The organism is Helicobacter pylori (assembly GCF_030062585.1).
GTDB classification, from domain to species: Bacteria; Campylobacterota; Campylobacteria; order Campylobacterales; family Helicobacteraceae; genus Helicobacter; species Helicobacter pylori_CN.
On record NZ_CP071935.1, the window covers coordinates 1,288,592 to 1,302,067 of the forward strand.

The following is a 13,476-nucleotide window of genomic DNA, read 5'->3' on the forward strand; positions in this document are numbered from 1 at the left end:
GTCAATGAGCAAGATAGCAGATGATCAGAACTTTAATGACGAGGAGGAAAACTTCGCAAAACTCTTTAAAAAACAATTAGAAAAAGAAGAAACCCTAGAAAAAGGCACTATCAAAGAAGGGCTAATCGTTTCCATCAATGAGAATGATGGTTATGCCATGGTGAGCGTGGGCGGTAAGACAGAAGGCCGTTTGGCTTTAAGCGAGATCACCGATGAAAAGGGGCAGTTGCTGTATCAAAAAAATGACCCCATTGTCGTGCATGTGTCCGAAAAAGGTGAACACCCTAGCGTTTCCTACAAAAAGGCCATTTCCCAACAAAAGATTCAGGCTAAAATTGAAGAATTGGGCGAAAACTATGAAAACGCCATTATTGAGGGCAAGATTGTAGGCAAGAATAAAGGGGGCTATATCGTGGAGTCTCAAGGCGTGGAGTATTTCCTCTCCCGCTCGCACTCTTCTTTAAAGAATGACGCAAACCATATCGGCAAACGCATTAAAGCGTGTATCATTCGTGTGGATAAGGAAAACCATTCTATCAATATTTCTCGCAAACGATTCTTTGAAGTCAATGACAAACGGCAACTTGAGGTTTCTAAAGAATTGTTAGAAGCTACAGAGCCGGTATTGGGGGTTGTACGCCAGATCACCCCTTTTGGCATTTTTGTAGAAGCTAAGGGGATTGAGGGCTTGGTCCATTATTCTGAAATCAGCCATAAAGGACCAGTCAATCCTGAAAAATACTACAAAGAGGGCGATGAAGTCTATGTCAAAGCCATCGCTTATGATGCAGAAAAAAGACGCCTTTCACTCTCCATAAAAGCGACCATAGAAGACCCATGGGAAGAGATCCAAGACAAACTAAAGCCCGGATACGCCATTAAGGTGGTGGTGAGCAACATTGAACATTATGGGGTGTTTGTGGATATTGGTAATGATATTGAAGGCTTTTTGCATGTTTCTGAAATCTCTTGGGATAAAAATGTCAGCCACCCTAGCCATTACTTGAGCGTGGGGCAAGAAATTGATGTGAAGATCATTGACATTGATCCTAAAAACCGCCGCTTAAGGGTTTCTTTAAAACAACTCACTAACAGGCCTTTTGATGTTTTTGAATCCAAACACCAAGTGGGGGATATTGTAGAGGGCAAAGTGGCGACTTTAACGGATTTTGGAGCGTTTTTGAATCTGGGTGGGGTGGATGGTTTGCTCCACAATCATGACGCTTTTTGGGATAAAGATAAAAAGTGCAAAGACCACTATAAAATTGGCGATGTGATCAAAGTCAAAATCCTTAAAATCAACAAAAAAGATAAAAAGATTTCTTTGAGTGCGAAGCACTTGGTGACTTCCCCCACAGAAGAATTCGCTCAAAAGCATAAAACAGACAGCGTGATTCAAGGCAAAGTGGTGAGTATCAAGGATTTTGGCGTTTTCATTCATGCTGATGGCATTGACATGCTGATCAAAAACGAAGATTTAAGCCCCTTGAAAAAAGATGAAATCAAAATGGGGCAGGAAATCACTTGCGTGGTTGTTGCGATTGAAAAGTCTAACAACAAAGTGCGTGCTTCTGTGCATAGGTTAGAGCGTAAAAAAGAAAAAGAAGAATTGCAAGCCTTTAACACGAGCGATGATAAAATGACTTTAGGGGATATTCTTAAAGAAAAACTCTAAAGAGTGATTTTAAAAGCATGAGAATGGCATGAGATTTAAGGGTGTTGTTGCTTTTATTTCCCTAGCTGTCGCTCTTGGCGTTTTAGCCTATTTGTTTTTAAGCGTTAAAAAAGAAATGCCTGTTGCTTCTCATGCGATCCCTCAAACCAATGCGATCCCTCAAACCAATGAAAAAAGCCATGAAATCAACCTAGAAGAAAGCCCCAATAATCCTAATACCCCTAACGATGAAAAAGCCCCCCATAACGAAGAAGATCATAGTAACACCCTTTTTCAAAACCTTGATGCACAAGAATCTATCAATTACCCCGTTGTGGAGCATTATTTTGAAATCCCTTTTGAAGAAAAAAAAAGAGAGTATTCAAAGCTTATCATTAAGGATTTAAAGGACTATCAATGGTGGTGCTTAAAAGAAATCCTTAAAAAAGAACAAATTGATTACGCTTACGATAACACCAAAAACCAACCCAACCTCATCATCTATTTAGATGAAAATAAAAAAGAACGCTTGTTGGCTGATTTAGACTATTATAAAATACGCTATCATGCTGTTTTTTAAATTCAAAGGATAAAAATGTATCAAGTAGCCATTTGCGACCCCATCCATGCTAAAGGCATTCAAATTTTAGAAGCTCAAAAAGACATTGTTTTGCATGATTATTCCAAATGCCCCAAAAAGGAGCTTTTAGAGAAACTCATCCCCATGGATGCGCTCATCACTCGTAGCATGACCCCTATCACAAGCGATTTTTTAAAGCCCTTAACCCACTTAAAATCCATTGTGAGAGCGGGCGTGGGAGTGGATAATATTGATTTAGAAAGCTGCTCTCAAAAAGGCATTGTGGTGATGAATATCCCTACCGCTAACACGATTGCCGCTGTGGAATTAACGATGGCGCATTTGATCAATGCAGTGCGTTCGTTCCCTTGCGCGAACGATCAAATCAAACACCAAAGGTTATGGAAAAGAGAAGATTGGTATGGCACGGAATTGAAAAATAAAAAACTAGGAATCATTGGTTTTGGGAATATTGGCTCTAGGGTGGGCATTAGGGCAAAAGCTTTTGAAATGGAAGTCCTAGCCTATGATCCTTATATCCCTTCTTCAAAAGCCACTGATTTAGGGGTCATTTACACGAAAAATTTTGAAGACATTTTGCAATGCGATATGATCACTATCCACACCCCCAAAAATAAAGAAACCATTAACATGATAGGCGCTAAAGAGATTGAGCGCATGAAAAAAGGGGTTATTTTGATCAATTGCGCTAGGGGTGGGCTTTATAATGAAGACGCTCTTTATGAAGCTTTAGAAAACAAAAAAGTGCGTTGGCTTGGCATTGATGTCTTTTCTAAAGAGCCTGGCATTCATAACAAACTTTTAGATTTGCCTAATGTGTATGCGACCCCCCATATTGGCGCGAACACTTTAGAATCTCAAGAAGAAATTTCCAAACAGGCCGCTCAAGGGGTTATGGAATCTTTAAGGGGTTCAAGCCACCCGCATGCTCTAAATTTACCCATGCAAGCTTTTGATGCAAGCGCGAAAGCCTACTTGAATTTAGCGCAAAAACTGGGTTATTTTTCCAGTCAAATCCATAAGGGCGTGTGCCAAAAAATTGAACTCAGTCTTTGTGGGGAGATCAACCAATTCAAAGACGCCCTTGTAGCCTTTACGCTAGTAGGGGTGTTAAAACCCGTTGTAGGGGATAAAATCAATTACATTAACGCCCCCTTTGTGGCCAAAGAAAGAGGCATTGAGATTAAAGTTAGCCTTAAAGAAAGCGCTTCGCCCTATAAAAACATGCTCTCTTTAACCCTCAATGCGGCTAATGGCGCAATCAGTGTGAGCGGCACGGTGTTTGAAGAAGATATTTTAAAACTCACTGAGATCGATGGGTTTCATATTGATATAGAGCCAAAAGGTAAAATGCTTCTATTTAGGAATACGGATATTCCAGGCGTTATTGGGAGCGTGGGGAATGCGTTCGCTAGGCATGGTATTAACATCGCTGATTTTCGTTTGGGGCGCAACACGCAAAAAGAAGCTTTAGCGCTCATTATTGTAGATGAAGAAGTTTCTTTGGAAGTTTTAGAAGAGCTTAAAAACATTCCTGCATGCTTAAGCGTTCATTATGTGGTTATTTAAGGTAGTTGGATGCGAGATTTTTTAAAGCTTTTAAAAAAGCATAATGAATTAGAAGTCATTGACACCCCCCTTGAAGTGGATTTAGAAATCGCTCATCTGGCCTATATAGAAGCGAAAAAACCTAATGGGGGCAAAGCCCTTTTATTCACGCAACCCATAAGAAAAGAGCATGACCAAATCAAAACCTTTGGCATGCCGGTTTTAATGAACGCTTTTGGCTCTTTCAAACGCTTGGAGCTTTTGTTAAAAACCCCCATAGAAAGCCTGCAACAACGCATGCAAGCTTTCTTGCACTTTAACGCTCCTAAAAATTTCACTGAGGGTTTGAAAGTCTTAAAAGATTTATGGGATTTAAGACACATTTTCCCTAAAAAAACCACTCGCCCTAAAGATCTCATTATCAAGCAAGATAAAGAAGTCAATTTGTTGGATCTACCCGTTTTAAAAACTTGGGAAAAAGATGGCGGGTCTTTTATCACTATGGGGCAAGTCTATACCCAAAGCTTGGATCATAAAAAAAAGAATTTAGGCATGTACCGCTTGCAAGTTTATGATAAAAACCATTTAGGCTTGCACTGGCAAATCCATAAAGACTCCCAACTCTTTTTCCACGAATACGCTAAGGCTAAAGTCAAAATGCCTGTCAGTATCGCTATTGGCGGGGATTTGCTCTACACATGGTGCGCGACAGCCCCCTTACCTTATGGGGTTTATGAACTCATGCTTTATGGGTTTATGAGAGAAAAAAAAGTGCGCGTGATGCCATGCTTGAGCAATCCTTTGAGCGTGCCAAGCGACTGCGACATTGTGATAGAAGGGTTTGTGGATTGCGAAAAGTTAGAGCTTGAAGGGCCTTTTGGGGATCACACTGGCTATTACACCCCTATTGAGCCTTACCCTGTTTTAGAAGTCAAAACCATTAGCTATAAAAAAGATTCCATTTACCTAGCCACTGTGGTGGGTAAGCCTCCTTTAGAAGACAAATACATGGGGTATTTGACTGAACGCTTGTTCTTGCCTTTGCTCCAAATGAACGCTCCCAATCTCATAGATTATTACATGCCAGAAAATGGGGTGTTTCATAATTTGATTTTAGCCAAAATACACACGCGCTATAACGCTCATGCCAAACAAGTCATGCATGCTTTTTGGGGCGTGGGGCAGATGAGCTTTGTCAAGCATGCGATTTTTGTCAATGAAGACGCTCCTAATCTAAGGGACACCAACGCTATCATTGAGTATATACTAGAGAATTTTTCTAAAGAAAACGCGCTCATCTCTCAAGGCATATGCGACGCCTTAGATCATGCAAGCCCTGAATACGCTATGGGGGGGAAACTCGGTATTGATGCGACTTCTAAAAGCAATACCCCCTACCCCACGCTTTTAAACGATAGTGCCTTATTAGCGCTTTTACAAGATAAAATGCAAAATATCGTTCTTTTGAAGCAATATTACCCGCACACTCGTAACCCCATTTGCGTCATTAGCGTGGAAAAGAAAGACAAAAGCGTCATTGAATTGGCTAAAAACTTGCTCGGTTTTGAAGAGCATTTACGCATTGTCATCTTTGTAGAGCATACCAGCAACGATTTGAACAACCCTTACATGCTGTTATGGCGCATCGTTAATAATATTGATGCCAAGCGCGATATTCTCACCTCTAAACATTGTTTTTTTATAAACGCTACCAATAAGGGCGTTATGGACAAACATTTTAGAGAATGGCCCACCGAAACCAATTGCTCCATGGAAGTCATAGAAAATTTGAAAAAGAAAGGGCTTTTAAAAGATTTTGAAACTTTAAATCAAAAATTCCACCTCACGCATTCTTTCAGCACGCACAAAGAAGATCTATAAAGAATAGCCATAAAGAAGGATTATGTTAGATTATCGCCAAAGGATTGATGCTCTCATCACCAAAATAGAAAAGGCTCGCACCGCCTATTCAAGACACCACATTGTCAAAATCGTGGCTGTTTCAAAAAACGCTTCCCTAGAAGCTATCCAACATTACTACAACTGCTCTCAAAGGGCTTTTGGAGAAAATAAAGTTCAAGATTTAAAAATTAAAATGCATTCTTTAGAGCATTTGCCCCTTGAATGGCACATGATAGGCTCTTTACAAGAAAATAAAATCAATGCGCTTTTGAGTTTAAAGCCCGCTCTTTTGCATTCTTTAGACTCTTTAAAACTCGCTTTGAAGATAGAAAAGCGTTGCGAAATATTGGGCGTCAATTTAAACGCTCTTTTACAGGTTAATAGCGCATATGAGAAAAGTAAAAGCGGGGTAATGCCTGAAGAAACGCTAGAAACTTATTCTCAAATCAGTGAAACTTGCAAGCACCTCAAGCTTAAGGGGCTGATGTGTATAGGGGCGCACACCGATGATGAAAAGAAAATTGAAAAATCCTTTATCACCACCAAAAAGCTTTTTGACCAAATAAAAAATGCGAGCGTTCTTTCAATGGGCATGAGTTGTGATTTTGAATTAGCGATTGCTTGCGGGGCGAATCTTTTAAGGATTGGCTCTTTTTTGTTCAAAGAGTAAGATGCTAGAAACTTATGCGCTTAAAAATGGGGCTGTTTTTATCTCTGATGCGCATTTTTTGCCTGAAAGCCCTCATTTAATCCATACGCTTCAAGAACTTTTAAGCGCCAAACCTCCACAAGTCTTTTTCATGGGCGATATTTTCCATGTTCTTGTGGGCTATTTACCCCTAGATAAAGAGCAGCAAAAAATCATTGATCTAATCCATGCGTTAAGCGAAATTTCACAAGTCTTTTATTTTGAAGGCAACCATGATTTTTCCATGCGTTTTGTATTCAATTCCAAAGTAGTAGTTTTTGAGCGCCAAAACCAACCCGTATTATTCCAATACGATAACAAACGCTTTTTACTAGCCCATGGGGATTTATTCACTACTAAGGCGTATGAATTTTACATCACGCAACTCACTTCCACTTGGGCTAGATTTTTTCTAACTTTTTTAAATTTATTAAGTTTTAAAACCTTATACCCTTTTTTGAAAAAACTCATTTATCAAAAACCCGTCCGCCTTTGGGAATTAGAGCCAAAAGAATTAAAAGCCTTTATTGAAAAGCGCCTAAAAGCCTATCAAAACTATATTAAAGATCTCAACATTGATAGCATTGACGGCATTATAGAGGGGCATTTTCATCTCAAAAGCGGTGTAAAAATCCCCTTGAATGCGCCGATTTATTGCCCACTGCCTTCCTTTTATTACGAACAAAGCCTTTTTAAGGTATCATCAAGCGTTTTAGAACCATCTCAAAATAAGGACGCCTAAATCTATGGCAGAAAAAACAGCTAACGATTTAAAATTGAGTGAGATAGAACTCGTGGATTTTCGTATTTATGGCATGCAAGAGGGCGTCCCTTATGAGGGGATTTATGGCATCAATGTGGCTAAAGTCCAAGAAATCATCCCCATGCCCACCCTTTTTGAATACCCCACGAATTTGGATTACATCATCGGCGTGTTTGATTTGCGCTCCATAATCATTCCGCTTATTGATTTGGCTAAATGGATAGGGATTGTCCCGGATAAAAGCAAAGAAAATGAAAAAATCGTCATTATCACTGAATTTAACAACGTTAAAATGGGCTTTTTAGTCCATTCGGCTAGGCGTATCAGGCGCATTAGCTGGAAAGATGTGGAGCCTGCATCCTTTAGCGCATCCAATAACATCAATAAAGAAAATATCACCGGCACCACGCGCATTGAAAACGATCAAACCCTACTCATTTTGGATTTAGAAAGCATTTTAGACGATTTAAAGCTTAATGAAGACGCTAAAAGCGCTAAGGAAGCCACCACCAAACAGCATTTTGAAGGCGAAGTGTTGTTTTTAGACGATAGCAGAACGGCGAGGAAAACCTTAAAAAACCATTTAAGCAAATTGGGTTTTAGCATCACGGAAGCTGTGGATGGGGAAGATGGGTTGAACAAATTAGAAATGCTATTCAAAAAATACGGGGACGATTTGAGGAAGCATTTGAAATTCATTATTTCAGATGTTGAAATGCCTAAAATGGATGGCTATCATTTCTTATTCAAGCTCCAAAAAGACCCTAGGTTCGCTTATATTCCTGTGATTTTCAATTCTTCTATTTGCGATAATTACAGCGCTGAAAGGGCTAAAGAAATGGGGGCTGTAGCGTATTTAGTCAAGTTTGACGCAGAAAAATTCACCGAAGAAATTTCTAAGATTTTAGACAAGAATGCGTAATTTTTTTTATAAAATTGTAAAATACTCTTATCTCAAACGCTAAAAAGGGGTTTTAAATGGATGATTTGCAAGAAATAATGGAAGACTTCTTGATTGAAGCCTTTGAAATGAACGAGCAGTTGGATCAGGATCTGGTGGAATTAGAGCATAACCCTGAAGATTTGGACTTGCTCAATCGCATTTTTAGAGTCGCCCACACCATTAAAGGCTCTAGCTCGTTTTTGAATCTTAATATTCTCACGCACCTCACGCACAACATGGAAGATGTCTTAAATCGCGCCAGAAAGGGCGAAATCAAAATCACGCCGGATATTATGGATGTCGTGTTGCGCTCCATTGATTTGATGAAAACTTTACTCGTAACGATTAGAGATACCGGCTCGGATACCAATAACGGCAAGGAAAACGAGATTGAAGAAGCGGTCAAACAGCTTCAAGCCATTACGAGCCAAAATTTAGAGGGCGCTAAAGAAAGGACTAAAGAAGCCCCCAAAAAAGAAAATAAAGAAGAAGTGAAAGAAGAAGCGAAAGAAGAAATTAAAGAAAACAAGGCAAAAGCCCCTACTGCAGAAAACACATCAAGCGATAACCCGCTAGCCGATGAGCCGGATTTGGATTACGCTAACATGAGCGCTGAAGAAGTGGAAGCGGAAATTGAACGCCTGCTGAACAAACGCCAAGAAGCCGATAAAGAGCGAAGAGCTCAAAAAAAACAAGAAGCCAAACAAGAAGTTACCCCAACAAAAGAAGCCCCTAAAACAGAAACCCCCAAAGCCCCTAAAACCGAAACTAAAGCTAAGGCTAAAGCCGATACTGAAGAAAATAAAGCCCCCTCTATTGGCGTGGAGCAAACCGTTAGGGTGGATGTGCGCCGCTTGGATCACTTGATGAATTTAATCGGTGAGCTTGTGTTAGGCAAGAATCGCTTGATTAGAATCTATAGCGATGTGGAAGAACGCTATGATGGGGAAAAGTTTTTAGAGGAATTAAACCAGGTGGTCTCTTCTATTTCAGCGGTAACGACAGACTTGCAACTTGCGGTGATGAAAACCCGGATGCAACCAGTGGGCAAAGTGTTCAATAAATTCCCTCGCATGGTAAGGGATTTGAGCCGGGAATTAGGCAAGAGCATTGAATTAATCATTGAAGGCGAAGAAACCGAATTAGACAAATCCATTGTAGAAGAGATTGGCGATCCGCTCATTCACATTATCCGCAACTCATGCGATCATGGGATTGAGCCTTTAGAAGAAAGAAGAAGGCTTAACAAGCCTGAAACCGGTAAAGTGCAATTGAGCGCGTATAATGAGGGTAACCACATTGTGATTAAAATCTCTGATGATGGCAAGGGGTTAGACCCTGTGATGCTTAAAGAAAAAGCGATTGAAAAAGGGGTGATTAGCGAAAGAGACGCTGAAGGCATGAGCGATAGGGAAGCGTTTAACCTCATTTTCAAGCCAGGCTTTTCTACCGCAAAAGTCGTTTCCAATGTTTCAGGCAGGGGTGTTGGCATGGATGTGGTGAAAACCAATATTGAAAAGCTCAATGGGATCATTGAAATTGATTCAGAAGTGGGGGTAGGCACGACTCAAAAGCTTAAAATCCCTCTCACTTTGGCTATCATTCAAGCTTTACTCGTGGGCGTTCAAGAAGAATATTACGCTATCCCGCTTTCTTCGGTTTTAGAAACCGTGCGTATCAGCCAAGATGAAATCTACACCGTTGATGGCAAGAGCGTGTTGCGCTTGAGAGATGAGGTGCTTTCTTTGGTGCGCCTTTCTGATATTTTTAAAGTGGATGCTATTTTGGAATCCAACTCAGATGTGTATGTGGTCATCATTGGCTTGGCTGATCAAAAAATTGGCGTGATCGTGGATTATTTAATCGGTCAAGAAGAAGTGGTCATTAAATCTTTAGGTTACTATCTTAAAAACACTAGAGGCATTGCTGGCGCTACGGTGAGAGGCGATGGGAAAATCACTCTTATTGTAGATGTGGGAGCGATGATGGATATGGCAAAAAGCATCAAGGTCAATATCACTACCTTGATGAACGAATCCGAAAACACGAAGAGCAAAAATTCCCCTAGCGATTATATTGTCTTAGCGATTGATGACAGCAGCACGGATAGAGCGATTATCCGCAAATGTTTAAAACCATTAGGCATCACGCTTTTAGAGGCCACTAACGGGTTAGAGGGCTTAGAAATGCTTAAAAATGGCGATAAGATTCCGGACGCTATTTTAGTGGATATTGAAATGCCTAAAATGGACGGCTACACTTTCGCTTCTGAAGTGCGCAAATACAATAAATTCAAAAACCTGCCTTTGATTGCAGTAACCAGTCGGGTAACTAAAACCGATAGGATGCGCGGCGTTGAATCCGGCATGACTGAATACATCACCAAACCTTATAGCGGCGAGTATTTAACCACCGTAGTGAAGCGCAGTATTAAATTAGAAGGAGACCAATCGTGAGCAACCAATTAAAAGATTTATTTGAAAGACAAAAAGAAGCTAATGCAGGTTCTAAACAAGAAGACAATGAAGAAATTTTGCAATTCATTGGCTTTATTATTGGCGATGAAGAATACGCCATTCCTATTTTGAATATTTTAGAAATCGTCAAACCCATTGGTTACACACGAGTCCCTGAGACCCCAAACTATGTGCTTGGCGTGTTCAATTTAAGGGGTAATGTCTTCCCGTTGATCAGCTTGCGCCTAAAATTCGGCTTGAAAGCTGAAAAGCAAAACAAAGACACTCGTTATTTGGTGGTGCGCCATAACGATCAGATCGCTGGGTTTTTCATAGATCGCTTAACTGAAGCCATTCGCATCAAGCAAACGGATATTGACCCGGTGCCAGAAACTTTGAGCGATAACAACAATCTAACTTATGGCATTGGGAAACAAAACGACAGACTCGTAACCATTTTAAGAGTGGAAGAAATCTTAAAAAAAGACTTTTAAAACCTTTTCTATCAAACCCTTATAGGCTTTGAGAAAGACTTATTCCATTAAAAAGCTTGATTTTAGTCAAGCGTCTCTTATAATGCACTAAAAACAGAGTCTTTTTTAATCTTTTCTTTTAAAAATAGCGTGAAAATTTTTTAAGTGGATTAAAAAGAATCTCTCATTTTTTAGTTTTTATCACTAACGCTTTTTAACAAGTGGGGCTTTTTGCGTTGAGATTCACTAAATTGTAGCCCCCTCCTTTTAAGGATCTCCTATTTCAACACTTTTAAAAGCGCTTCATAATTGGGCTCTTCTAAAATGTTTTGAACGATTTCTTTATAGATAACCACTCCCTTATCATCAAGAACAAACACCGATCGAGCGAGTAAGCCTTGAAAAGAGCCTTTGCCCAACAACACGCCGTAATTTTCCCCAAAAGCCTTATACCTAAAATCGCTTAAGATTCTTAAGTCCTTAATGCCTTCAGCACCGCAAATTTGCCCTTGAGAAAAAGGTAAGTCCATAGAAATAACGCTAAAACTCACAGAAGGCAGTTTACCGGCTTGCTCATTGAAGTGTTTGGCTTGGAGCAAGCAAACCGATCCGGTTAGACTAGGAAGCGCGCTAACGACTTGAAAACGCACGCCTTGCTTCAACAAATTGACTTCTTGCAAATCGCCATTGACCAATTTCACATCAGGGGCTTTATCGCCCACTTTTAAGGTTTTCCCTTCTAATTGATATGTTTCTTCTTTAAAAGTAACTTTTTGCATGGTTAAATCCTTTCTAATGAATTGCTATATTGCGTTAGAATAATAGTCCATTAAGATTAACTTTCAAAAAATTTAAAAAAAATTTGTTTAAAAAGTCGTTTTCATTTTAAAAAACCCCTTAAAATCTACAAAATTTGCATAACGATCCATTTTTAAGAAAAGATTTACCAAAAAGTATTAAAAAATGATTACAATACGGCTATCTGATCACAAGGAGAAAACATGTTTACATTACGAGAGTTGCCTTTTGCTAAAGACAGCATGGGAGATTTTTTAAGCCCTGTGGCGTTTGATTTCCACCATGGGAAACACCATCAAACTTATGTGAATAATTTGAACAATCTCATCAAAGGCACGGATTTTGAGAAAAGTTCTTTGTTTGATATTTTGACGAAGTCTAGCGGAGGCGTGTTCAATAACGCCGCTCAAATTTACAACCACGATTTTTATTGGGATTGCTTAAGCCCGAAAGCGACTGCTTTAAGCGATGAGTTAAAAGGGGCTTTAGAAAAAGATTTTGGCTCACTAGAAAAATTTAAAGAAGACTTCATTAAGAGTGCGACCACTTTGTTTGGCTCCGGTTGGAATTGGGCGGCGTATAATTTAGACACTCAAAAAATTGAAATCATTCAAACCAGCAACGCTCAAACCCCAGTCACGGATAAAAAAGTGCCGCTTTTAGTGGTGGATGTGTGGGAGCATGCTTATTACATTGATCACAAAAACGCACGCCCTGTGTATTTGGAAAAATTCTATGGGCATGTCAATTGGCATTTCGTTTCTCAATGCTATGAGTGGGCGAAAAAAGAAGGCTTAGGATCAGTGGATTACTACATCAATGAGTTGGTGCATAAAAAAGCTTAAGCGTTATTTTGCATAGAGTGGTTTAAAGGTTTTTAAACCACGCTTCTTTTTTGAATGAAAGACACTCTGTTTAATCAATCCCTAAACAAACGCTTTTGTTTTGATGAGAAAGTCGCCCATGTTTTTGACGACATGCTGGAGCGTTCCATCCCCTATTATCATGAAATGTTGGATTTGGGAGCGTATTTTATCGCTCAAAACTTAAAAGAAAATATCTATCCTAAGCCCTTGCCTAAGCCCTTGATTTATGATTTGGGCTGTTCTACCGGAAACTTTTTCATTGCACTTAACCAACAAATCCAACAAGATATTGAGCTTGTAGGGATTGACAATTCCATGCCCATGCTCAAAAAAGCGCAAGAAAAATTAAAAGATTTTAACAATGTCCGTTTTGAATGCATGGATTTTTTAGAGGTTGAGTTTAAAGAAGCGAGCGCGTTTTCATTGCTTTTTGTGTTGCAATTTGTCCGCCCCATGCAAAGAGAAGTGTTGCTCAAAAAGATTTATAACAGCCTTGCGTTGAATGGGGTTTTATTGGTGGGCGAAAAGATCATGAGCGAAGATCGGATATTAGACAAGCAAATGATAGAGCTATACTACCTTTATAAACAAAATCAGGGTTATAGCCACAATGAAATCGCTTTCAAAAGGGAAGCGTTAGAAAATGTGCTTGTGCCTTATAGTTTAAAAGAAAATGTCGCTCTTTTAGAAAGCGTGGGGTTTAAGCATGTGGAAGCGCTGTTTAAATGGGTGAATTTCACGCTGTTAGTTGCCAGAAAAACATGAGTTTTTTGAAATAATATAT

Annotated in this window: 12 protein-coding genes; 11 read left to right on the plus strand and 1 reads right to left on the minus strand. The window is 39.6% G+C overall.

All coding sequences use genetic code 11. From position 1 onward, the window contains the following. Nucleotides 1–4 precede the first annotated feature (4 nt). The 9 genes from J5F42_RS06190 to cheW are packed head-to-tail and all read left to right on the plus strand — an operon-like array spanning nt 5 to nt 11,049. Nucleotides 5–1,675, plus strand: coding sequence for a 30S ribosomal protein S1 (locus J5F42_RS06190; RefSeq protein ID WP_097699411.1), 1,671 nt, complete (start codon nt 5–7; stop codon nt 1,673–1,675). A 28-nt stretch (nt 1,676–1,703) separates the two neighbouring features. After that, on the plus strand, nt 1,704–2,234 hold the full coding sequence (locus J5F42_RS06195) for a hypothetical protein (RefSeq protein WP_097699410.1): 531 nt from the start codon (nt 1,704–1,706) through the stop codon (nt 2,232–2,234). 15 nt (nt 2,235–2,249) lie between these two features. Next, nucleotides 2,250–3,824 (plus strand): phosphoglycerate dehydrogenase, encoded by a 1,575-nt coding sequence (gene serA, locus J5F42_RS06200; protein ID WP_097699409.1) that lies wholly within the window; start codon nt 2,250–2,252, stop codon nt 3,822–3,824. 9 nt (nt 3,825–3,833) lie between these two features. Beyond that, nucleotides 3,834–5,684: a menaquinone biosynthesis decarboxylase gene (locus J5F42_RS06205; RefSeq protein ID WP_283491241.1), complete on the plus strand. Its 1,851-nt coding sequence runs from the start codon at nt 3,834–3,836 to the stop codon at nt 5,682–5,684. Nucleotides 5,685–5,706: 22 nt separating this feature from the next. Continuing rightward, the gene (locus J5F42_RS06210; protein ID WP_283491242.1) at nt 5,707–6,375 is read left to right on the plus strand and encodes a YggS family pyridoxal phosphate-dependent enzyme; all 669 of its coding nucleotides are present in this window, start codon (nt 5,707–5,709) and stop codon (nt 6,373–6,375) included. Nucleotide 6,376: 1 nt separating this feature from the next. Then, a complete protein-coding gene (locus tag J5F42_RS06215) occupies nt 6,377–7,135 on the plus strand; it encodes a UDP-2,3-diacylglucosamine diphosphatase (protein WP_283491243.1) in 759 nt (252 codons plus the stop codon). A 4-nt stretch (nt 7,136–7,139) separates the two neighbouring features. Next, on the plus strand, nt 7,140–8,078 hold the full coding sequence (cheV3, locus tag J5F42_RS06220) for a chemotaxis protein CheV3 (protein ID WP_283491244.1): 939 nt from the start codon (nt 7,140–7,142) through the stop codon (nt 8,076–8,078). A 56-nt stretch (nt 8,079–8,134) separates the two neighbouring features. Then, on the plus strand, nt 8,135–10,555 hold the full coding sequence (gene cheAY2, locus J5F42_RS06225) for a chemotaxis histidine kinase/response regulator CheAY2 (RefSeq protein WP_097699404.1): 2,421 nt from the start codon (nt 8,135–8,137) through the stop codon (nt 10,553–10,555). Then, nucleotides 10,552–11,049, plus strand: a complete 498-nt coding sequence (cheW, locus tag J5F42_RS06230) for a chemotaxis protein CheW (RefSeq protein WP_000070759.1) — start codon at nt 10,552–10,554, stop codon at nt 11,047–11,049. Before cheAY2 ends, cheW begins: the two co-directional genes overlap by 4 nt. A gap of 257 nt (nt 11,050–11,306) precedes the next feature. Here the strand turns inward: cheW and tpx are convergent, their stop codons facing one another. After that, complete coding sequence (gene tpx, locus J5F42_RS06235) at nt 11,307–11,807, minus strand: thiol peroxidase (RefSeq protein ID WP_001174691.1); 501 nt, start codon at nt 11,805–11,807, stop codon at nt 11,307–11,309. A gap of 222 nt (nt 11,808–12,029) precedes the next feature. Between tpx and sodB the strand changes: the two genes are divergently transcribed. Together sodB and cmoA are read left to right on the plus strand one after the other, a co-directional pair. Beyond that, nucleotides 12,030–12,671 carry a superoxide dismutase [Fe] gene (gene sodB / locus J5F42_RS06240; protein ID WP_000494630.1) on the plus strand — a complete coding sequence of 214 codons (642 nt, stop codon included), beginning with the start codon at nt 12,030–12,032 and terminating at the stop codon, nt 12,669–12,671. A gap of 54 nt (nt 12,672–12,725) precedes the next feature. Beyond that, nucleotides 12,726–13,457 (plus strand): carboxy-S-adenosyl-L-methionine synthase CmoA, encoded by a 732-nt coding sequence (gene cmoA, locus J5F42_RS06245; protein WP_283491245.1) that lies wholly within the window; start codon nt 12,726–12,728, stop codon nt 13,455–13,457. The last annotated feature ends 19 nt before the right edge of the window (nt 13,458–13,476 follow it).

Coding starts and splice junctions, on each gene's coding strand:
- J5F42_RS06190 (WP_097699411.1), top strand. CDS start 5: ATGAGCAAGATAGCAGATGATCAGAACTTTAATGACGAGGAGGAAAAC.
- J5F42_RS06195 (WP_097699410.1), top strand. CDS start 1,704: ATGAGATTTAAGGGTGTTGTTGCTTTTATTTCCCTAGCTGTCGCTCTT.
- serA (WP_097699409.1), top strand. CDS start 2,250: ATGTATCAAGTAGCCATTTGCGACCCCATCCATGCTAAAGGCATTCAA.
- J5F42_RS06205 (WP_283491241.1), top strand. CDS start 3,834: ATGCGAGATTTTTTAAAGCTTTTAAAAAAGCATAATGAATTAGAAGTC.
- J5F42_RS06210 (WP_283491242.1), top strand. CDS start 5,707: ATGTTAGATTATCGCCAAAGGATTGATGCTCTCATCACCAAAATAGAA.
- J5F42_RS06215 (WP_283491243.1), top strand. CDS start 6,377: ATGCTAGAAACTTATGCGCTTAAAAATGGGGCTGTTTTTATCTCTGAT.
- cheV3 (WP_283491244.1), top strand. CDS start 7,140: ATGGCAGAAAAAACAGCTAACGATTTAAAATTGAGTGAGATAGAACTC.
- cheAY2 (WP_097699404.1), top strand. CDS start 8,135: ATGGATGATTTGCAAGAAATAATGGAAGACTTCTTGATTGAAGCCTTT.
- tpx (WP_001174691.1), bottom strand. CDS start 11,807: ATGCAAAAAGTTACTTTTAAAGAAGAAACATATCAATTAGAAGGGAAA.
- sodB (WP_000494630.1), top strand. CDS start 12,030: ATGTTTACATTACGAGAGTTGCCTTTTGCTAAAGACAGCATGGGAGAT.
- cmoA (WP_283491245.1), top strand. CDS start 12,726: ATGAAAGACACTCTGTTTAATCAATCCCTAAACAAACGCTTTTGTTTT.